We start from the raw sequence: 19,598 nt of genomic DNA on the forward strand, positions 1-19,598 counted from the left end.
TGGGACTGCGGACGTTCCTTTCACAGAATGTCACTTCTCTCCCAGATTTTCCGTAACCTGCAACATCTCATCCACATCTTCCAGTTCTCTCTCATCAAGAATATCTACATATTTACAGGCATACCGCTTCAACACTTTCCGGCCTCCCTGGTCGCCGGTGAGGGACATAAGCTCCGGGATAAGATCTGCGCGGAACATACAGGGATTGCCGGGGGTGCTGCCGCAGCGGAGAGACAGGGTCTCCCATCGGGAACATTCCTCTGCCAGTGGCCCGGAGAAAGCTGACTGCTCACAGCTGACTGCTGCCTCAACCAGTTTTCGGACACTGTCCAAGGTAAGATGGGGCTGGTCTGCTACCATAAACATGAGATAGTCCTTCTCTCCGATCATGGACTGCCCTTCTTTCGGCTGTCCAGAGGCCGGATCCTGTGAGATGACCGCCTCAATTCCTGCCCGGACCGTATAAGATGTTCCCAGCCTGCTCTCCTCGCAGAACACTGCCTGCATGCCTGCCATCCCGCATCTTTCAAAGATATCCTGTACTTCCTCTAAAATCTCCGCATACTGGGTCACAACAGTGACGGTCAGCTTCTCTCCCATCTCCTGCTTCAATTTCAGCAACAACTCCAGGCCATGCCGGTACAAAGGCTTACCTTCATACAGATATAACAGCTTATTACTTCCAAAACGGCGGCTGTTTCCAGCCGCCATATAAATCACATGTATCATCTATTCTTTTACCCGGTGATCGGTCTCTTTCCATTCCGGATCAATCATACCCATAAGAATTTTTTCCGGGGTGAACGGTACAGTTCTGTGCCACACACCGGTTGCACGGTAGATGGCATGGGCCAGTGCCGGAGCCGGCGTATTAATAACGATCTCACCGATAGATTTGACACCGAAGGGTCCCGACGGTTCATAGCTGGTCTCAAATTCCACATGAATATTTCCCACATCCTGACGGGTAGGAATCTTATACTGCATGAAATCGCCTTCTGCGATTTTTCCATTGGCATTGTAGCTGACATTTTCATAGAGTGCCATACCGATCCCCTGTCCAATGCCGCCTTCTGTCTGGACTCTCGCCAGATTCGGATTGACCGGGATACCGCAGTCCACGACAGCTTCATAATCAAGGATTTCCACGCTTCCGGTTTCTTTGTCGAGTTCAATTTCCACCATGCCGACCATATAGGGAGGCGGAGAGACCGGTGAAGAATAGGTTGCGGTCACATCTACCGGAATCAGGTTATTGACCTGGGATTTGGTGGCAATATCTGCCAGGCTGACAGATTTATCCCCATTTACGAGATAGACTTTTTCACCGTCAAATTCCACCTCTTCCGGCAGGCATTCAAGAAGCTGGGCTCCAATCTTCATAATATTTCCCCGCAGTTCCATAGCCGCATTCTGCGTTGCCATACCGGTAATATAGGTTGTGGAGGAGGCATAGGAACCGGAATCATAAGGAGACGCATCCGTATCTGCACCGAAGACTACGATCTGATCCGGCTCACAGTCCAGTACTTCTGCTGCCATCTGCGCCAGAATCGTATCACATCCGGTACCCATATCTGCTGCACCGATCATCATATTATAAGTTCCTTCATCGGAAAGCTTCAGTGTACAGGACCCAACATCTACATTAGAAATACAGGAGCCCTGCATGGCAATGGCCATACCGGATGCCCGCACTTTACCGTTGCCCATATCTCTCACCGGATATTTTTCTTTCCAGTGGAAATTGTCAGCACAATGTTCGATACAGCGGTCCAGTGCGCAGGCATTGGCTGTCTCTCCAAAATATGCCGGCATAAACATGCCTTCCCGCACAATATTTTTCATTCGAAGTTCTACCGGATCCATATGAAGCTTCTCTGCCAGTTCATTGACCGTGGACTCCAGTGCGAAAATTCCCTGGGTCGCACCGTAACCACGGTACGCACCTGCCGCCTGCACATTGGTGTAGACCACATCACAGGAAAATCGGGTTGCCTCACAGCCACCCGTATAGAGAGGAATTGCTTTGTGACCTGACAGTCCTACCGTCGTCGTGCTGTGTTCTCCATAAGCGCCTCCATTGGACAGTGTATAAAGATCAATGGCACGGATACGTCCGTCCTTCATAGCGCCCAGACGAACGGTTACCTCCATCTCATGACGGGGTGACGCAATGGTCTGGCATTCTCTTCTGCTGTAAATAATCTTGCTGGGTCGTTTGGTCATCCAGGTGACAAACGCCGGATACACCTCACAGACTGCCGTCTGCTTGGCACCAAACCCACCACCGATCCGCGGTTTTTCAGCACGGACCTTGGATTTGGGAATGCCAAGAGCCGTGGCAAGGATACGGCGCAGATGGAAGACAATCTGGGTAGAACTAATGCAGTGAAGTCGTCCGTAACGGTCAATTTCACAGTAAGCACGGATCGTCTCCATATACCCCTGCTGAGCAGCTTTAATCCGGTACGTATGCTCAATGACTTCTTCGCAGTCAGCGAGCACTGCTTCCACATCACCATGAGCATCCTCCTCATGATGAATGAGATTTTTCTTCACATCACCGGTATTTCCATGGGACATCCAGTTATCCTCCGGATGCACCAGCACCGGATTGTCAAGGGCCTTGCGGAAATCCAGCACCGGTTCCAACACCTGATATTTAACTTTGATGACACGAAGTGCTTTGTCCACTGCTTTTTCTGTTTCTCCGGCTACAATTGCCACTGCATCACCTACACTCCGGACTCTCTGGTCAAGAATGAGACGGTCATAGGGGGACGGCTCCGGGAAGGTCTGTCCTGCAATACTGAATCGGTTCTGCGGTACATCCTTCCATGTATAAACTGCCACAATGCCCGGTACTTTCATTGCTGCTGCCGTATTGATATCTTCGATCAGGGCGTGAGCATGGGGACTTCTCAAAATCTTCACCACCAGACAGTCCTCATGCACAATATCATCCATGAATACCGGTTTTCCAAGGAGCAGCTGCTCAGAATCTTTCTTCGGAATGCATTTTCCAACCGCATGGTAATCTTTCCGGTCACGTTCAAATTCCTTCATGCTTCCACTCCTTTCCGATATCTTCTCCATAGACGCCTGCTTCCAGATCAAGGTCTGCGCCCTCTTTTTTGCTGTTCAGATAATTTCTGAGAGAGCGAAGCTGACTCTGGTATCCGGTACAACGGCATAAGTTGCCGGACAGATATTCCAGAATTTCCTCATCTGTCGGATCTGGATTTTCTCTGAGCAGCGCCACAATATTTACAATGTATCCGGGATTGCAGAATCCACACTGATCTGCTCCCTGAGCAGCGAAGAAATTCGTAAAGGCTTTCGCTTCTTCCTGTAATCCTTCCAGTGTATCGACTTTCCGTCCATTGGCACGCCCCACCGGCGTACTGCAGGAAAGCACCGGCTTTCCGTCAAGCAGAACTGTGCAGAGTCCGCAGTTGCCGCTCTCACAGCCGCGTTTTACGGAATAACATCTGTGTTTTCTGCAGAAGTCCAGAAGAACCATATCTGCATCTACGGAATCGGTGACTACTTTTCCGTTTAATGTTATTTTCACATCCATCAGTCGAGTTCTCCTTTCAGTGCCTGCATGGCACGTCTTACCAGCACGCGACAGACCGTTTTACGGTAAGCCGCACCTGCTCGCATGTTGCTGCCAAATCGAATTTCATCACATACCTGTCCGGCAAATGCATCCATCTGCTCATCACTGAGTTCCGAAAGTTCCCGCTCCGGAACCACGACTACTTCCGCCAGATGAGGGGTCGCACCAATGGCCGCTGCATATCCGTCTGCCCGTTTTGCCACAGCACAGGTCAGCACCGGAAAATCCGTGGACTGGTTCCGCTGACTTACATAGACAACGCCTTTCACATTTTTCGGCACAATAACCGCCACCAGAATATCTCTTGTTTTTCTCGGAAGTTTTACAAAGTCGTTAAGATCCATCATACCTGCATGATGAAGCTCCACCTTCGCACCCAGGGCGCGGAAGATGGTCATCACATCGGAAAATCCGAAGCGTCCCCAGATGCTGCCGCCTACGGTTGCTACATTTCTAAACTGCACACCTACAATATGACGCACAGATTCCCGGAATGCACCTCCCGTATAAGTATTTAATGCTTCATCTGTCTCCAGATCACGTAAGGAAACATATGCGCCAATGCGGAACGCCTCCTCAGTTTCCTCAATTTTATCAAGGCCGAGGCCGCACAGATCAATGGCAGTTCCCATCGTCTTATTTCTCATTTTCTGCCAGAGCATACCGGCCAGAATGAAATTATTCTTTTTCTGATACAGATCGTAAGCCTCTTCGAGACTTTCCGCCCTCACATACTGATTATAATAAAGCATGGCTCCCTTTCTTCTTATCTTTTTTGTATTTTTCAGAACAGACTGCACTCATACATGGCTTCCCACCGAAGCTTCGCCTGTTCCAGAAATGGTATCAGACTCTCTTTTTCTGAAAGCTCCGTCTTCCAGGCCAATCCACATCCGGCAGAAATCTCCGACGGTAGGGGAATGAGCCTTCCCGGTATCTGTTCTTCCTCTGCTTTTCGCTCCATTTCCATGGCAGCGGTGGTTGTCGCAAAGGTCACCACCAGCTGCAGATGTCTGGTCCGCATCTTACGGACTCACGATCAGAGACGCTTTTGACATGGTCTCTGCGATTTCATACATATTCGTTACTTCTCCGACTTTCAGTTTTTCAGAAAGTCCGTAGAAATTAAGGCAGGTTCCACAAGTAAGAATTCTGACCCCTCTTAACTCCAACTCTTTTAAATCATCAAGAGATGCAGAACCTTCGCAGGTCAGATAGGCCCCGCCATTGTAGAACAATATGGCTTTCGGCAGATCCTCCTGCTGGGACAGGGCATAGATAAATCCTTTGATCAGCACTTTTCCAAGTTCCGGATCCCCCTCACCCATAACCGAGCTGCGGATGACCACGACTTTGTTGGATGCCAGTGTTGGGCCACAGTTCACTTCCGGCATATTTCCGGCTTCTCTTGCTGCTTCTGACACCGTAATCTGTACGCTGTATTTTCCTTCGTCCAGCTTCTGGCTTGTCACTGCACATCCAGTCTGTTTTGCCATCTTGGTCAGGTTTTCCACCGCAATTTCATTGTCTACATAAGTTTCCACCACATCGCCTGCCTTTAAAGTCTCCATGGCTTTCTTCGTCTTCACCACCGGAATCGGGCATGCATCCCCCATAGCATTGACTGTCATCATCGCTCATTTTCTCCTATCTTACATAAATGTCTCTTTCTTTTTTGGATACGAACCTGCCGACCATTGCCGCCGGAAGTCCCGCACCCTGTAATTCTTTTAAAAATGCCCCCGCCTGCTCCGGTTTTACTGCGAACAGAAGTCCGCCGGAGGTCTGCGGATCAAATAATAATTCTTCCATGGAAAATGGAATCCAGCTGGAAAATTCCACCCGGTCTCCCACATGGTTCCGGTTTCTCTGGGCTGCCGCCGTCAGAAGAAATTCTTCCGCACAGTGGATGGCGCCCCGGATTACCGGAATGGAAATGGAATCAATCTCAGCAGAAATCTCCTCGTTGATCATCTCACTTAAATGCCCCAGAAATCCGAATCCTGTCACATCCGTGCAGGCATGGATCTCATAGTGATGGCTGATTTCCGCTGCTTTTCTATTCAGAGTGGTCATGGATGCCGCCGCTTCCTCCATAGCTCCTTCCGGGGCCAGTCCCACGCGATTTGCATTACACACCAGTCCCACTCCCAGTTTTTTCGTAAGAATCAGCACATCCGATGGCTGTCCCTGATTATTTCCGTAAATATGATCCGGATGCACTACCCCCGTCACAGACAGTCCATACTTTACATCGTTGTCCATGATGGAATGTCCTCCTGCCAGCGTGCCTCCTGCTTCAATCACTTTCTCTGCACCGCCCTGCATAATCTTTCCCAGGATATTCAGATCCATTTGTTCCGGAAAACAGACAATATTAAGGGCTGTCTTCACTGTTCCGCCCATGGCATAAATATCACTCAAGGCATTCGTCGCTGCAATCTGCCCAAAGAGATAGGGATCATCCAGCATGGGCGGAAAGAAGTCCAAAGTCTGTACCACTGCCACCTCGTCAGAGACACGGTACACCGCCGCGTCATCTTTGCTGTCATATCCGATGAGCAGGTTGGGATCTTTCTCTCCTCTTGGAAGTTTATCCAGTACATGACTTAAAAGATCCGGACCAAGCTTCGCGGTGCAGCCACCGCCTTTACAAAATACAATTTCTTCCGCCACTCGTTCCTCCTTCATAGTCAAAATCTCAAACTACTGCTGTGCTGCTGCAATGTTCTTCACCCCACGGACTGCCGCAAGCACTTCTTCCTCTTTATTATAATAGGAAAAGCTGAATCTTACCATCCCCTGTTTTTCCGTTTGAAAATATTGATGCATGAGAGGTGCGCAGTGGGCACCCGCTCTGGTAATGATACCAAACTCTTCCTGGAGCCAGTCACTGACTTCGGATGCGTCCATATCACCGATATTCAATGAGACGACAGGGCAGCGGACTGCCGCCGGATCGGAAAAATCACCGTAGATTTTTATACCCGGAATTTCCCGGACCCCATCGTAAAATTGCTGCATGAATCGGTGTTCTTTCTCATAAATAGCGGACAAACCAATGTTCTGAATCTCCCGCACCGCTGCCAACAGTCCAGCGATGCCGTGTCCGTTCAGTGTGCCGGCCTCCAGATGTTCCGGATAGTCATCGGGCTGCTTTTTCAGAAAACTGTGGACTCCGGTACCACCGCTTTTAAAGGGACGGATCTCTACCTCTTCTCTCACGTAAAGTCCGCCTGTTCCCTGGGGACCCATGAGGCTCTTATGTCCGGTAAAGCAGAGTACGTCGATCTGCATTCTCTCTATATCAATGGGCAGCACTCCCGCCGTCTGGGACGCATCTACCACAAATAGGAGGCCATTCCGTTTCGCAATCTGTCCCATACGATACAGATCCACCACATTTCCGGTAAGATTGGAGGCATGGGTACAGATGACAGCCCTTGTCTCCGGCCGGATGGCGGCTTCGATCCCCTCATAATCGACGGTTCCCTGTTTCCCGCTTTTCACAATGGTAAGAGAGATTCCATTTTGTTCCTGTTCCCCATACAGGGGGCGAAGCACGGAATTATGTTCCAGTTCCGTAGTGATCACATGGTCTCCCGGTACAAAGATTCCGCGAATTGCCATGTTCAGCCCTTCGGTAGAATTAGAGGTAAAAACAAGCCTCGACGGATCTGTTCCACCGAAAAATTCTGTCAGAGTCCGTCTTGCTTCATAGATCACCCTGGATGCCCGAAGGGATGTGCTTCCTGATCCTCTGCCGGAGTTTCCCATATTTTTCATGGCATCTGCCACCGCTTCGATCACCGCTTCCGGCTTCCGCAGGGTGGTCGCCGCATTATCAAGATAGATCATCTGTTTCCTCCAGCAAAACCAGAATCGTTCCACCGCAGACCATGCCTTCTTCTTCCGCATTATCCGTAGTCATACGGATTCTGATTTTTTCACAGGCCGGATGGGGAACTCCTTCCCTTATCTTATAAAAATGTTTCCTGCATGCCATGATCACTTCCGCTTCCGCACATCCTCCACCGATGGTTCCCACCACACGTCCCAAAGAAGTCACCACCATCTGGGTGCCTGCGCTTCGCGGTGCACTTCCGTGTTTTTCAATAATGGTACAGAGCATTTTCTGCTCACCATCCTCCGGCGCTTTTGTCAGTTCTTCCAGCACCTGCTCATCAAGGGCTGTCTCTTTGGCATGCTCACTTCTCACTTTTACGATTTCACTCATCACCGACAAGGCAATCTCTGCCGGTGTCTGTGCTCCGATAGACAATCCGATGGGTGCATGAAGGGACTCCACCAGCTCCGGTGCAAATCCGGCTTCCACCAAGTCTTTTTTCATAAGGAAAGACCGTTTCTTCGATCCCATCATACCGATATACGCATGGGATTTCTTAAAAATTTCCAGCAGGCATTCCTGATCAAACCGATGTCCTCTGGTCATGCACACAAAATAGTGATCCCTGCTGCCCGTCATCTGCCGCAGAAGTTCTGCATAGTCGCCACAGAACACCTGATCAGCGCCTTCTCTTCTGGCGCTCTCCGCAAAAAGAGGCCGGTCTTCCAACACCACAATTTCAAAATTCAGAAGCTTTGCCATGCGGATCAGCGCAGTCGCCACATGCCCGGCTCCGCAGATCACAAGCTTTGCCTGCTTTCCCAGGGGCTGCACAAATACTTCCTGCCCGTCTATCCGCTGAAGTCCTTTTCCACACAACTGCCGGATGCGGGACTCTGTAAAAAATGCACCCTTTCGGCTTTGCATCGTACCGTTTTCCACAAACACTTTCCCGCCTGCAGCCGATCCCTCTGTCACCGTAGCAAGAAACGCTTCTTTCTCTCTGTTCCATGCCCCGACAGAGGCATAAAAATGATCTGTTCTATCCATTTACATATCCACAGACCGCTTCCAGCACGCTGCCGCCAATGCTCCGCGCTTTATCCGAGATGGTAAAGCAGTTGGCAAGCTCGCTCTCTCTCGGATCAATGTCCGCGATCTTGAATCCTTTCTGAAAATGATAGCCTTCCCGGATGAGTCCCCGGATAATGCCTGAAATAGATGCCTCCACTGACACATAAGAACCGGAAAATGTGCCGTCCTCTGTCATTTTCTCATAAATCCGGGCAATCTCCTCACCCTTTTCCACGATATCTCCGATCTGACAGATATTTTTCATATAACCGGCTGTCTCCGCATGGAGAACCCTCTCTTTCGTAAAACCGCCGATGTTACCGGGAATTCCGGTATTGGGTAATGCCGACCCGGTCGTAAAAATGCGCGCCAGATTATGGCCCCGCATGGATTCCACCACCAGATCCACATCCTCACCTGCGGTAAATCCGGGACCAACTCCAATAACCAGCGGTGCCATCTCTTTTGCAGTCCCCAAATTTTTCTTTGCAATAATGGCGTCCACCACAATATCCGGTTTCAACAATGGGATGGAACTGCCCTCCGGATCCACCAGGAGGGGTACACGTCCCTCTTCCAGCACATGGTTTACAGAGGCTCTGTCCGCTGAAGCAATCCGCTCTGCCGTCACACCTTCCACCGTCGCCGTTCCATCATAGACTGCCTCGGAAAAGGATACCTGCCGTCGAATAGCCGCAGGACTGTCGGTTTCCAGCACCAGCACCGGGAATCCGGCCCGAAACAGCCGATGCACAATGCCTGTGGCCAGGTCTCCGCCTCCCCTGCAGATAATCAAAATTTTTTTATTCATAATCCCCCACTGCCTCCTGCCAGGTGCGAAACAAAAACTCCTGCTCTGTTTTCTCTGACAGCAGCACATGAAATTCTCCGGAAAAGTTCATTTCCCGGAGTTTTTCCTCATAGGCCTTCCGAATCAGACGAAGTTCTGCAATTCCGACTGTTTTTTTACCGGAAATTCCGGTAAGCTCTGCCATCCTATCAAATCGGAAGATTACATCCTGACAGGACTTTCCCAAATCCCAGATTCCAAGCACCAGAATCACATCTGTCGCTTCTGCCGGAATGACCGGCTCGTGCTCTGCCGGGTATTTCAAAGAATAATGTTTCGCACCATCTGCTTCTATTAAAACATAATCGGCAGCGATCAGCAAGTCACGAAACACAGGTTCCGGCAAAGAACCTATTTTCTGCTTCTGCCCAGGACACAGACTTCCCGCCATGCAGTATCCGGTTCTTTTTATTTTTTCCCTTATAGCAAAAGAATCGCAGGAAAGATCCGTGTCCGATTCCACCAGCATATGTGTGGTCGTCGTTACCAGCACGGAAGCACCTTTCCTGCGATATTCTTCAGCCAGCCGATGGATGAGGGTGGTTTTCCCACCCGCACCAACAACTGCAATCTTTTTATTCTTCATCTTCAATATCCCACATCTTGCGGACTGGTTTTGAATTCTTCGGCAGAACAATGTTTAACAGAATAGCTGCCAGAGAACAGGGTACAATACCGGAGCCGCCAAATACCAGCTGAATATAATAGGGCAGCTGGGAGGTTGCTCCATTGGTTGCACCCAGACCATATCCCAGACCGATGGCTACCGAAATAATCGTAATCTCACGGCTTCCAATGGGTTCCTTAGTGATCAGCTGGATACCGGAGATCAGGATGGATGCAAACATCATAACAGCAGCACCACCAAGTACAGACTGGGGCATCACAGACATGATGGCTCCGATTTTCGGACAGAAACCACAAAGGATCAGGAAAATAGCGCCCATGGAAATCGCAAAACGATTGACAACCTTCGTCATGGATACCAGACCTACGTTCTGTGAGAAAGAGGTATTCGGCAATACACCGAACAGTGCCGCAAATGAAGAACCAAGTCCATCGCAGATCACACCACCGGATAACTCCGTATCTGTTGCCTCGCGCGCCATACCACCCTCGATGCAGGCAGAAATATCACCTACCGTCTCGATAGCTGTTACAATAAACATAATGCCAATGGGGATAATGGCATTTGCCTGAAAAACCACATGCAGATCAGACAGGGCACCGAATCCAATAAAACTCGGCACTGCAATCCATGCTGCATTCTTAATCTGCTCAAAATTAACAACCCAGGAATAGGTATACTCTGCACCATCTGCATTGATACCTACGGTCGGAAGTACCAGTGTCATAACGACTGCCACTGCATAGCCTGCCAGAATACCGAACAGAATGGCTGCAGAAGAAAGCACGCTGTCCTGCGGTGCAAAATGCTTCAGCAGAATAATGACAATCAGTACTACAAATCCAAGAAACAGGTTCTGCAGAGAGCCATAATCTGCTTTTCCGCTTCCACCACAGAAGTAGTTAATCCCCACCCCCAGAAGGGAAAGACCGATGGCAATGACAACAGAGCCGGTTACAATGGCCGGGAAAAATTTGCGAAGCGGTTTTAAAAACATTCCGAGAACGCCCTCGAAAATACCGCCCACAATACAGGCTCCCATAATAGCACCGTATGCAAGGATTCCGCCTCCACAGGCAGCCACTGTATTATTCAGCACCCCGAGGAATCCGGAAGAAGTTCCCATAACAATCGGCACTTTACCACCTACCGGTCCGATAGAAAAGAGCTGTACCAGGGTTACGATACCTGCCATAACCATGGCATTCTGCAGCAAAGCGGTACGGAGATCACCAAATCCGGCATCCGCAGTCAGTCCGCAGAGACCCATCACAATAATCAGCGGGGTCAGATTTCCAATAAACATAGCCATTACATGCTGTAATCCCAGCGGAATGGCCTGTGAAAGTGGAATTCTTCCTTCGAAATCATAAGGGGTAGAATTTTTTTTCATAAAATAAAGCCTCCAAAACTTTCGTAAAATATTAAACCGACTAATATTTTACGAAGTTCCGGAGGCCTGGTCAATGGCATGTTTCCTTATTTTTCCTACTTAACGTTCATTAGTTTTTCTTATAAATAAGTTATGCGTGAATACCTCTGTTCTCATCACCGGAAGTATTCACACCGAATTCATAATCATTACCCGGAAGAATGATGTTCAGAACAATACCTGCGATGGCTGCAATAGCCAGAGCAGTCAGGGTGATGGAAGTTCCACCGATGGTGAAGGTCAGTCCGCTGCTGAATCCAAGACCACACACAAAGATAACTCCTGCAATAATCAGGTTTCTGGATTTCGTCAGATCAACTTTATTTTCTACCACGTTGCGGACACCGATCGCAGAAATCATACCATAGAGCATAAAGCTGACGCCTCCGATGATGGAAGCCGGCATGGTACTGATAATGGCAGATACCTTCGGAATAAAGCTGATGATAATTGCAAATACCGCAGCAATTCGGATAACTCTTGGGTCATGCACACGGCTCAGCTCCAGAACGCCGGTATTCTCACCGTAAGTGGTATTGGCAGGTCCGCCAAGGAATCCGGCAACAGAGGTCGCAAGTCCGTCACCAAGCAGGGTTCTGTGAAGACCCGGATCTGCCAGATAGTTTTCTCCAACAGTTGCTGAGATTGCGGACATATCACCTACATGCTCCATCATCGTTGCGATGGCAATCGGTGCCATAACTAAGATGGCCGTCACGTCAAATTTGCAGATCTGAATAGGCGGAATTCCCACAATACCTGCAGAGGCAATGGCAGAGAAATCAAGGATAGCAGAACCGTCCGGATTGGTGATGCCGATCATGTTCATAAACAGTGCTACTGCATAGGAAATGACAACACCCATAAGAATCGGGATGATTTTGAACATTCCTTTTCCCCAGATATTAAATACAATAATCACGGCCAGTGCCACAAAAGCAAGGAACCAGTTGTTGGATGCATTGTTGATGGCAGAGGATGCAAGGCTTAAACCGATGCAGATGATAACCGGTCCGGTGACTACCGGCGGGAGATATCTCATGACACGTTTTACACCTACCATACGGATAATCAATGACAGTACCAGATACAAAAGACCTGCCACTACCACACCTCCGCAGGCATAGGCAGCCTTGTCGTTCGCACTCATTCCCGCATACATGCCGGTATCCAGATGGGCAACGGTGGAAAATCCACTTAAAAATGCAAAGGAAGAACCCAGAAATGCGGGAACTTTAAATTTTGCACACACGTGGAACAATAACGTACCAAATCCGGCACAGAACAGAGTGACTGCTACGGTCAGACCACGGGTTGGTCCCTCTCCGCAGGCACCCACAAAATAGCTGTTGACCAGAATCGGCACCAGGATGGTGGCTCCGAACATGGCAAACATGTGCTGAAGGCCAAGGATGAGCATTTTAGGCACACCCAGTTGTCTGGCATCGCGAATTACATCATTGGACTCATTCATAACTTTTTCCTTTCCTCTTTGGCTTGGTTAATTTGACCTTTTTAACTGTTATTATAGGATTATTTATTTTTGAATACAAGAGTGAAATTACGATTGTCCAAAATAACTGTTCACACCCTGTACCAGTCCATTGCCTAAAAGGTCCAGCACGCTGTCCGAATGGTCAGAGCAGGCATTTCCAAGCTCCATGTCCACGGACGGTATCGTACTGTAGGAAGTCTGGGTCAGATCAATGCTCATACTTCCGCCACCATGGATCTTTGTTCCCTGTGCCCGCAGACCTTCTACAAGGGCTGAACCCAGTGCATTGTGTTCGCTCCAGTGGGAGGCCACCGGCTCCATAGATTTGAGACCGTCCGGTACGGAGATGTAGAAACAGCCTTTGTCATAATTAAGCCCGTCCCCATCCCAGTGAAGGGCAATATGGCAGTCTGCTGCATTGTTGCAGATAACCGTACGTGCCACATTATCAAGCTGTACATCATCCCCGTCACGAAGCATGAGAACATCATATCCTGCTGCCAGCAGCTTCTCTTTTAAGATCTGCGCCATCCGCAGAGTGACGCTGCTCTCCGGTGTGCCATCGTTGAACGTCATGCCAGAAGATACAGCGACAGCCTCTGTCGCTCCGGCTGCGGTGGTGCCTCCGGTCACTTTGGCGGAACCGTCCGGATGGCACAGAGTCTTCACCTTTGTACCGCCAGAAGTGCCATGTCCGGCATTGACACCTACCACGATTTCTTTTCGGTTCTCCGCAGCTTTATAAAGCACTGCCGCACCGGAATTGATCTTCGAGTGGTCCGCGTAAGTCCAGGAGGGATCAAGGGTGATCTGACCGCCATCCTCATAAACCACCGAGGCAGATGCCGCTTCGGTTTCTTCCGGTTCGGTTTTTCCCGATTCTGCTGCATCATCCACCGTTGGGACTTCTTTCAACTGATCTTCTGCATCAATCTTCTCCTGTTCGTCACCTTCTTCTTCTGCTGTCTCCTCCGGCACAGGTTCTTCCTCCGCAGTCTCTACATTTTCCACTTCCGGCACCTCCACCTCCTGCGTCCCGCAGCCGCCTATTCCCAGCACCAGTACGCCCGTCAGCAGGCACATCACCATTTTCTGTTTCATCATCTGTCACCTGCTTTCCGATAACGGGTGGTCTGCAGCACCCATTTCTGATCCATCTTTCGTACTCCATCCTCAAACCGGATATGCAGATGGACACCACCGGCCCGCTGCTCCACTTTCTCGATGCTTCCAGCTCCGAATTTCGGATGTTCCACACTGTCGCCCACCTGATACTGCACCTTGCTGTCTCTGGTTTTCTTATATTCCTGCTCCCGACGGTAATGATCCCGCATAGGAACCGTGTGGTCGTGAATCTTCGATTTCAGCACCTTGTCATAGTCATGGTTCATAAGCGCTTCCCCGGCTTTATAATAAGGCGTCGGCGCCGCTCCAACCAGAGAACAGCAGTATTTCCAGGCGCTTCCGTGCTTTCCCGTCTGCCACTGGTACTTCTCCGGAATCTTCATATGTGCCTGCATATAATGGGCATATTCATGTTTATATAAATCCATCCGGTCGTCCCGGCTTAATGGATGTTCCACGGAATATCCCACAAACAGCAGGGAAAAATGAAAATGTTCCCGTTCTCCGCCTCCTGCCTGTGTATAAGAGCCAAGGCAATCTCGGTCCATTCCGAACGTCATCGGCACCTTCGCCCCTTCCAGATGGAATTTTTGATCCAACTCTGCATAAAGTTTCCTGATCTGTGTAGTCAGAATCGGAATTTCTTTATGAAGAGCCTCATATAACATTTCTCTATCCAGCATGTCTCTTCCTCCATGGCTCCTATTATACGCATACCTGTGCATCTTACACAATATTAATTCAGCTCATTTATAAATATTGCAGCTTGAATTATTTTCATTTTCTGTTTATACTGGAAAGAAACATATTGGAAAAGAGGGAGATTTTATGCAGAACTTATCCATGAAACATCGGTGCATCATTGGATTTACATTATTTTCCATGTTTTTTGGTGCCGGGAACCTGATTTTCCCGCCTCTGTTGGGGGCACAGGCGGGAAGAGACACCCTTATTGCCATGGCAGGATTAGGTCTGACAGCTGTCCTGCTGCCGATCCTGTCTGTCATGGCTGTGGCCCGGCACGATGGACTCACCAATCTGGTCGGCAGTATTCATCCGGTACTGGCTGTCCTGTTCGCCGTCTTTGTTCATCTGATGATCGGACCCTGCGTGGCTATTCCGCGAACCGCATCCACCAGCTTTGAGATGGCGGTGGCTCCGTTTCTTCACAACAGTGATCAGACTTTATTCCTGATCCGCTGCGTTTACTCCTTTGTATTTTTCACAGCAGCTATCATGATTGCGCTGAAACCGACCCATTTAAAAGACCTGCTCGGGAAGATCATGACGCCGGTCCTGTTGGTGTTGATTGCCGTAACCTTTTTCGGCGTCCTTGTAAAACTGCCGGCACTTTTTGCCGCACCCAATGCCTACTATGCAGGGCACCCCATCCGCAGCGGATTTATCACCGGCTACCAGACTATGGACATTCTGGCCGCCTACAACTTCGGCACAGTTATCTCCATGAACATTGGGTCCTTTGGCATTACAGATAAAAAAGCAGTCGCTTCCGAGACAATTCGCGCCGGCATCATGGCCGGTGTCATGCTGATCATCGTCTACGGTGCCACTTCCTACATTGGAGCCGTGTGCAGTGTGGATTTTCCGGGCGCACAGAACGGTGCAGAAATCCTGACCTGGGCTGTCAAAGCATGCTACGGCATCTATGGGCAGCTGATCATCGGAGCTATTTTCTTCATCGCCTGTTTTAACGTATGCGTAGGACTTCTCTGCTGCTGTGCCACTTTCTTCCATGAGCTGCTTCCGAAGATTTCTTATGTGGCATGGCTGATCATTTTTGCAGTGTCCAGCTTCGTCATTTCCAGTGCCGGACTGAACTTTATTCTTACTATGTCCCTTCCGGTGCTGCAGATCATGTGCCCAGTTGCGATTCTGATTACGGTCTATGGATTAATTCGTAAACCTTAAACAGATATTTTTCATGGCTGTTGTGGCAAAAAAATAAAAAAACCGCAGGTCTGCGTGTTTCCACGCATTCCTGCGGATTTATGATTAACTCTGCAGCTTAATAATTTCCGGTAAAAAACTTGCTGTCGCGCTGCAGCTGATAATCCTTAAAATAAGAAGAAAAATCAAGTTTCAGGTAATCGCAGAGATTTGCCAGCTCTGCCATAGTATTATCATTGACCTGAATGCCATGTTCCATACGATCTTTCTGAGCCAGAACCTCTTTTTCTCCGTGAGTATAGATTTTCTCTGCTCCGTCTGCTTTCGGGCTCTCCCGTAATGCTTCCAGATAATCTGAAAAATGCTTTTTGATCGCTTCCGGATCACCGAAGACTGCCGGATTCACTGCGATAAATCCATGACAGATACCGGTTTTGTCCGGGAAGGTACAGCATTTATCAGAAGTTACTCCCATGGAAAGGATAGAACTGAACAGCTCACAGAGCATACCGTAACCATAACCTTTATGGCCTCCGCTCACTTCCCTGTCGCCGCCAAGAGGCATGATTCCACCGCCCTTCTTGCCGACGATATTTGCCAGCACATCCGGTGCGCTGGTACTTTCCTGTCCGTCGCTTCCCAGTGCCCATCCGTGAGGCAGCTCTTTGCCCATCTTGTTGTACATCTCCAGCTTTCCTCTGGTTACCACCGTAGTGGAACAGTCAAAAAGGAACGGATAAGGTTCTGCAGGCATAGCGACTGCAATTGGATTGGAGCCAAGCATGGCTTTCTTGCCAAAGGTCGGTACCATAATTGCTTCTGAGTTGGTACATGCCATTCCAAGAAGGCCTTCATCACTTGCCATCTTTGCATAATACCCCGCAATGCCAAAATGGTTGGATTCCCGAACAGTTACCATGCCAATACCGGTAGTTTTCGCCTTCTCAATGGCCTTCTTCATGGCAAAGATGGAAATAAGCTGTCCCATGCCATTGTGTCCGTCGATCACTGCGGATACTGGTGTTTCAAATACCACCTCCGGCTTTGCCTGAGGATGGATGGTTCCTTTTTCAATTCCCTTGTGATAGCGCACCATACGCTGCATACCGTGACTCTCAATTCCATAAAGATCCGCCATCAGAAGTACATCTTCAATATCCTTGCTTTCTTCGTCACTGAACCCGAAAGCGCGAAATGCTTCATAACAAAATTTCTCTAATACCTGATAACTCCATTTTACATACCCCATACTCGTTCTCCTTTTTGGTATTACCAATTTATGAACAGATTATACCACTTCATATGTAAAAATACAATAAAAAAAAGAATAATTTACGGAATCTTTATACTCCGCAAATCATTCTCTTTCTCATTTTCTACATACCAGAGATTTCTTTGATATAATTTTCTATGGTCCGCATATGCTCTTTCATACAGTTCTCTGCCAGCTCTTCATCATGGCTGATGATGGCACTGACCAGATTCCGGTGCTGCTCATCCACATGAGCCACCGACTGCTGCTTCTGCATGATATAAGCCCGGATGCCGGTGATAATATTTTCCGTCAACTGGGCAGAAGCACTCATGACTCCGAAAATCATGGGATTTTTCGCCATCTCTCCGATCTTGATATGAAGCTGTCGGTCAAGATCTGCCCGCTCACTTTCATCCTGGGAAGCATCCAGCTTTGCAATAATCAGCTGCAATTCCGCTGCATCCACCGGAGAACAGTTCCTGGCTGCCAATATGGCACATTCTACTTCCAGCGCAGCACGCAGCTGCTGATTCTGATAAACGCTGCTGTTATTCAGCCGAAACAGAATAGAGAGGGGCCGGATCATGCTGTTTTCCAGATTCTCGGAAATATAATTGGCTCCGCCATGTACCGTTGTAATCACACCGAGAATATTCAGCGCCCGCAGCACCTCCCGCAGCATAGGTCTTGAGATTCCAAGAGACTCTGCCATGACCCGCTCTGCCGGGAGCGCATCTCCCTTATGAAGCTTTCCTGACTGCACATTTTCAAGAATCTGATCAATAATTTCCTGAAAGGGGTTTTCTTTTCGAATTTCTGTGAACATCTGTCTTTACCTTTCCAGTTCCTTACTGTGCCAGTAATTCTCTTACCATGGTTCCGTCAAAGGAGACAGAAGCTACATGATTTACTTCGATCTGATAGAGCGCATTCGCTGCAATATGCTCTGCTGCCTGCTCCAGATCCCGAATACCAGATGTATGGGCGAAAATGTCCATTACCGCTTCCAGTCCTTCCTCCGTGACAATACACTCCTCTTTCTTCAGGCTCATCCGCTTCAGTACCTTCGGCAGTGCAAATCTGGAGAAAATAATCTTCTTCTCTTCCTTCGTATAATCCGGAATATCGATCACTGCAAAACGGGACATGAGAGGCGCACTGATCTGGGATTTATCATTGGCAGTCGCAATCGGGTACACACCGACTGTCGGCACCATACATTCCATATAATTATCCGTAAATCCAAGGTTATCAAGAAGTGTCAAAAGTACATCAGCCGGATTTCCATTGCCTTTTCCTGATGCAGCTTTGTCAAGCTCGTTGATAATGAAGACCAGATTGGACTCTCCTGCTGCTGAAAAGGCTTCCATAATAATACCTGGCTTTGCATTGGAATAAATACGGGAGCTTCCGGTCAGCTGCTCCGGATCATTGATGGAACTCATATCCAGGGTCGTCCACGGCAGTTTCAGAATCCGGGCTACCGCATAGGCAATCTGGGATTTTCCGGTTCCCGCCGGTCCCACCAGCAGAAGCCCATAAGCCGGAAGAGTATGGGTGCGGTTGATCTGAATAATGGTCTCGATAATTCGCTGTTTTACCCGCTCCATACCGTATAATTCTTCATCCAGAATTCTTCTGGCTTCTTCCGGATCAATGGCTTCAAAATAATTATTTTTCCACTGTACATTCATCATAATGGACAGTGCTCTCTGTGCATGTCTTCTCTCTTCCGGGGACACCTCGTGGGAACGGGCCACAGCCAGGTTTCTTCTGGCCCACAGGCGGATATTTTCTGGCATGGTATTTCCGGCGCAGGTCATGAAATCTGTGATGCTCTGCAGGCTGGTGAGTTTCATCTCATCTCCTACTTCCTCGTAATCCTCATCCTCTTCAATCTCCTCCGGAGCATGGCTGGCAAAGAGACGTTCCATCATAAACTGCAGAAATCCATCCTCTGCAGATAACTTGGTGCCGCCGCCAAATGCAATCTCACGAATCTTGTAAACAGCATATCCATCCTCCCGATTCTTACCGGACAGACGCACATTGATGTGGTTCTCGCCAAGCCAGCGTAAAAGGCTTACAAATCTGGCATCAATCTCCAGAATATCTGCGCTGAACTTGCCGTCTTCCTCTTCAAATTCAAAGGAAGAACGTTTCACCGGGTTGGTAAAGACACCGATAGAATGATGCTTCCACTGTCTGCTGTGGTTATCCAGAAGAAGGATCGGCTGTTCCGGAGTTGCCTCTCCTGCATCGGAACGGAAGGTTGTATACGTACACTCCGCATGATTTCTCTCATCGGATACGTCGTTAAAATCAAATACTGGCATGTTACATCTGCTCCTCTATCTTT

General features: G+C 48.9%; 19 protein-coding genes. 1 reads left to right on the top strand and 18 read right to left on the bottom strand.

Going from position 1 to position 19,598, the window contains the following annotated elements; genetic code table 11:
• Positions 1 to 30 precede the first annotated feature (30 nt).
• From LKD36_RS03100 to LKD36_RS03170, 15 genes are all read right to left on the bottom strand, one after another.
• Positions 31 to 729 (bottom strand): nucleotidyltransferase family protein, encoded by a 699-nt coding sequence (locus LKD36_RS03100; RefSeq protein ID WP_308458635.1) that lies wholly within the window; start codon positions 727 to 729, stop codon positions 31 to 33.
• Positions 730 to 3,069, bottom strand: a complete 2,340-nt coding sequence (locus LKD36_RS03105) for a xanthine dehydrogenase family protein molybdopterin-binding subunit (protein ID WP_308458636.1) — start codon at positions 3,067 to 3,069, stop codon at positions 730 to 732.
• A complete protein-coding gene (locus LKD36_RS03110) occupies positions 3,056 to 3,583 on the bottom strand; it encodes a (2Fe-2S)-binding protein (RefSeq protein WP_308458637.1) in 528 nt (175 codons plus the stop codon). The genes LKD36_RS03105 and LKD36_RS03110 overlap by 14 nt, the downstream gene beginning before the upstream one ends.
• Complete coding sequence (locus LKD36_RS03115) at positions 3,583 to 4,377, bottom strand: FAD binding domain-containing protein (protein WP_308458638.1); 795 nt, start codon at positions 4,375 to 4,377, stop codon at positions 3,583 to 3,585. Before LKD36_RS03115 ends, LKD36_RS03110 begins: the two co-directional genes overlap by 1 nt.
• Before the next feature lie 32 nt (positions 4,378 to 4,409).
• A complete protein-coding gene (locus LKD36_RS03120; RefSeq protein WP_308458639.1) occupies positions 4,410 to 4,649 on the bottom strand; it encodes a DUF3343 domain-containing protein in 240 nt (79 codons plus the stop codon).
• A gap of 1 nt (position 4,650) precedes the next feature.
• The gene (yedF, locus tag LKD36_RS03125; protein ID WP_308458640.1) at positions 4,651 to 5,259 is read right to left on the bottom strand and encodes a sulfurtransferase-like selenium metabolism protein YedF; all 609 of its coding nucleotides are present in this window, start codon (positions 5,257 to 5,259) and stop codon (positions 4,651 to 4,653) included.
• A gap of 13 nt (positions 5,260 to 5,272) precedes the next feature.
• Positions 5,273 to 6,316 (bottom strand): selenide, water dikinase SelD, encoded by a 1,044-nt coding sequence (selD, locus tag LKD36_RS03130; RefSeq protein ID WP_408610906.1) that lies wholly within the window; start codon positions 6,314 to 6,316, stop codon positions 5,273 to 5,275.
• 15 nt (positions 6,317 to 6,331) lie between these two features.
• On the bottom strand, positions 6,332 to 7,483 hold the full coding sequence (locus LKD36_RS03135; RefSeq protein WP_308458642.1) for an aminotransferase class V-fold PLP-dependent enzyme: 1,152 nt from the start codon (positions 7,481 to 7,483) through the stop codon (positions 6,332 to 6,334).
• Entirely contained in the window at positions 7,470 to 8,522 is a 1,053-nt protein-coding gene (locus LKD36_RS03140; RefSeq protein ID WP_308458643.1) for an XdhC family protein, read from the bottom strand. The genes LKD36_RS03135 and LKD36_RS03140 overlap by 14 nt, the downstream gene beginning before the upstream one ends.
• Positions 8,515 to 9,357, bottom strand: a complete 843-nt coding sequence (gene yqeB, locus LKD36_RS03145) for a selenium-dependent molybdenum cofactor biosynthesis protein YqeB (protein WP_308458644.1) — start codon at positions 9,355 to 9,357, stop codon at positions 8,515 to 8,517. The genes LKD36_RS03140 and yqeB overlap by 8 nt, the downstream gene beginning before the upstream one ends.
• Positions 9,350 to 9,982: a selenium cofactor biosynthesis protein YqeC gene (gene yqeC, locus LKD36_RS03150; protein ID WP_308458645.1), complete on the bottom strand. Its 633-nt coding sequence runs from the start codon at positions 9,980 to 9,982 to the stop codon at positions 9,350 to 9,352. Before yqeC ends, yqeB begins: the two co-directional genes overlap by 8 nt.
• The gene (locus LKD36_RS03155; RefSeq protein WP_308458646.1) at positions 9,972 to 11,417 is read right to left on the bottom strand and encodes a uracil-xanthine permease family protein; all 1,446 of its coding nucleotides are present in this window, start codon (positions 11,415 to 11,417) and stop codon (positions 9,972 to 9,974) included. The genes yqeC and LKD36_RS03155 overlap by 11 nt, the downstream gene beginning before the upstream one ends.
• Positions 11,418 to 11,547: 130 nt before the next feature.
• The gene (locus LKD36_RS03160; RefSeq protein ID WP_308458647.1) at positions 11,548 to 12,930 is read right to left on the bottom strand and encodes a uracil-xanthine permease family protein; all 1,383 of its coding nucleotides are present in this window, start codon (positions 12,928 to 12,930) and stop codon (positions 11,548 to 11,550) included.
• 87 nt (positions 12,931 to 13,017) lie between these two features.
• Positions 13,018 to 14,055, bottom strand: coding sequence for an N-acetylmuramoyl-L-alanine amidase family protein (locus tag LKD36_RS03165; protein WP_308458648.1), 1,038 nt, complete (start codon positions 14,053 to 14,055; stop codon positions 13,018 to 13,020).
• Positions 14,052 to 14,759 (bottom strand): hypothetical protein, encoded by a 708-nt coding sequence (locus LKD36_RS03170; protein WP_308458649.1) that lies wholly within the window; start codon positions 14,757 to 14,759, stop codon positions 14,052 to 14,054. Before LKD36_RS03170 ends, LKD36_RS03165 begins: the two co-directional genes overlap by 4 nt.
• A 145-nt stretch (positions 14,760 to 14,904) precedes the next feature.
• On the opposite strand from LKD36_RS03170, the gene brnQ reads away from it, so the two are divergent.
• Positions 14,905 to 16,005 (top strand): branched-chain amino acid transport system II carrier protein, encoded by a 1,101-nt coding sequence (brnQ, locus tag LKD36_RS03175; RefSeq protein ID WP_308458650.1) that lies wholly within the window; start codon positions 14,905 to 14,907, stop codon positions 16,003 to 16,005.
• Between the two features lie 97 nt (positions 16,006 to 16,102).
• Here brnQ and LKD36_RS03180 read toward each other — a convergent pair whose 3' ends face one another.
• From LKD36_RS03180 to LKD36_RS03190, 3 genes are all read right to left on the bottom strand, one after another.
• Complete coding sequence (locus LKD36_RS03180) at positions 16,103 to 17,233, bottom strand: Ldh family oxidoreductase (RefSeq protein WP_118770151.1); 1,131 nt, start codon at positions 17,231 to 17,233, stop codon at positions 16,103 to 16,105.
• A 127-nt stretch (positions 17,234 to 17,360) separates the two neighbouring features.
• Positions 17,361 to 18,065, bottom strand: a complete 705-nt coding sequence (locus LKD36_RS03185) for a FadR/GntR family transcriptional regulator (protein WP_308458651.1) — start codon at positions 18,063 to 18,065, stop codon at positions 17,361 to 17,363.
• Between the two features lie 22 nt (positions 18,066 to 18,087).
• A complete protein-coding gene (locus tag LKD36_RS03190) occupies positions 18,088 to 19,575 on the bottom strand; it encodes an AAA family ATPase (protein ID WP_308458652.1) in 1,488 nt (495 codons plus the stop codon).
• Positions 19,576 to 19,598: the final 23 nt, after the last annotated feature.

The organism is Hominiventricola filiformis, assembly GCF_020686965.1.
Taxonomy (GTDB): Bacteria; Bacillota; Clostridia; order Lachnospirales; family Lachnospiraceae; genus Hominiventricola; species Hominiventricola filiformis.

Excerpts from the sequence above, each read along its gene's own strand:
- LKD36_RS03165 (WP_308458648.1), bottom strand. The coding sequence starts at position 14,055 with ATGATGAAACAGAAAATGGTGATGTGCCTGCTGACGGGCGTACTGGTG.
- LKD36_RS03170 (WP_308458649.1), bottom strand. The coding sequence starts at position 14,759 with ATGCTGGATAGAGAAATGTTATATGAGGCTCTTCATAAAGAAATTCCG.
- LKD36_RS03140 (WP_308458643.1), bottom strand. The coding sequence starts at position 8,522 with ATGGATAGAACAGATCATTTTTATGCCTCTGTCGGGGCATGGAACAGA.
- selD (WP_408610906.1), bottom strand. The coding sequence starts at position 6,316 with ATGAAGGAGGAACGAGTGGCGGAAGAAATTGTATTTTGTAAAGGCGGT.
- brnQ (WP_308458650.1), top strand. The coding sequence starts at position 14,905 with ATGCAGAACTTATCCATGAAACATCGGTGCATCATTGGATTTACATTA.
- LKD36_RS03155 (WP_308458646.1), bottom strand. The coding sequence starts at position 11,417 with ATGAAAAAAAATTCTACCCCTTATGATTTCGAAGGAAGAATTCCACTT.
- LKD36_RS03120 (WP_308458639.1), bottom strand. The coding sequence starts at position 4,649 with ATGCGGACCAGACATCTGCAGCTGGTGGTGACCTTTGCGACAACCACC.
- yedF (WP_308458640.1), bottom strand. The coding sequence starts at position 5,259 with ATGATGACAGTCAATGCTATGGGGGATGCATGCCCGATTCCGGTGGTG.
- LKD36_RS03115 (WP_308458638.1), bottom strand. The coding sequence starts at position 4,377 with ATGCTTTATTATAATCAGTATGTGAGGGCGGAAAGTCTCGAAGAGGCT.
- LKD36_RS03135 (WP_308458642.1), bottom strand. The coding sequence starts at position 7,483 with ATGATCTATCTTGATAATGCGGCGACCACCCTGCGGAAGCCGGAAGCG.
- LKD36_RS03185 (WP_308458651.1), bottom strand. The coding sequence starts at position 18,065 with ATGTTCACAGAAATTCGAAAAGAAAACCCCTTTCAGGAAATTATTGAT.
- LKD36_RS03160 (WP_308458647.1), bottom strand. The coding sequence starts at position 12,930 with ATGAATGAGTCCAATGATGTAATTCGCGATGCCAGACAACTGGGTGTG.
- LKD36_RS03100 (WP_308458635.1), bottom strand. The coding sequence starts at position 729 with ATGATACATGTGATTTATATGGCGGCTGGAAACAGCCGCCGTTTTGGA.
- LKD36_RS03105 (WP_308458636.1), bottom strand. The coding sequence starts at position 3,069 with ATGAAGGAATTTGAACGTGACCGGAAAGATTACCATGCGGTTGGAAAA.
- yqeC (WP_308458645.1), bottom strand. The coding sequence starts at position 9,982 with ATGAAGAATAAAAAGATTGCAGTTGTTGGTGCGGGTGGGAAAACCACC.
- yqeB (WP_308458644.1), bottom strand. The coding sequence starts at position 9,357 with ATGAATAAAAAAATTTTGATTATCTGCAGGGGAGGCGGAGACCTGGCC.
- LKD36_RS03190 (WP_308458652.1), bottom strand. The coding sequence starts at position 19,575 with ATGCCAGTATTTGATTTTAACGACGTATCCGATGAGAGAAATCATGCG.
- LKD36_RS03110 (WP_308458637.1), bottom strand. The coding sequence starts at position 3,583 with ATGGATGTGAAAATAACATTAAACGGAAAAGTAGTCACCGATTCCGTA.
- LKD36_RS03180 (WP_118770151.1), bottom strand. The coding sequence starts at position 17,233 with ATGGGGTATGTAAAATGGAGTTATCAGGTATTAGAGAAATTTTGTTAT.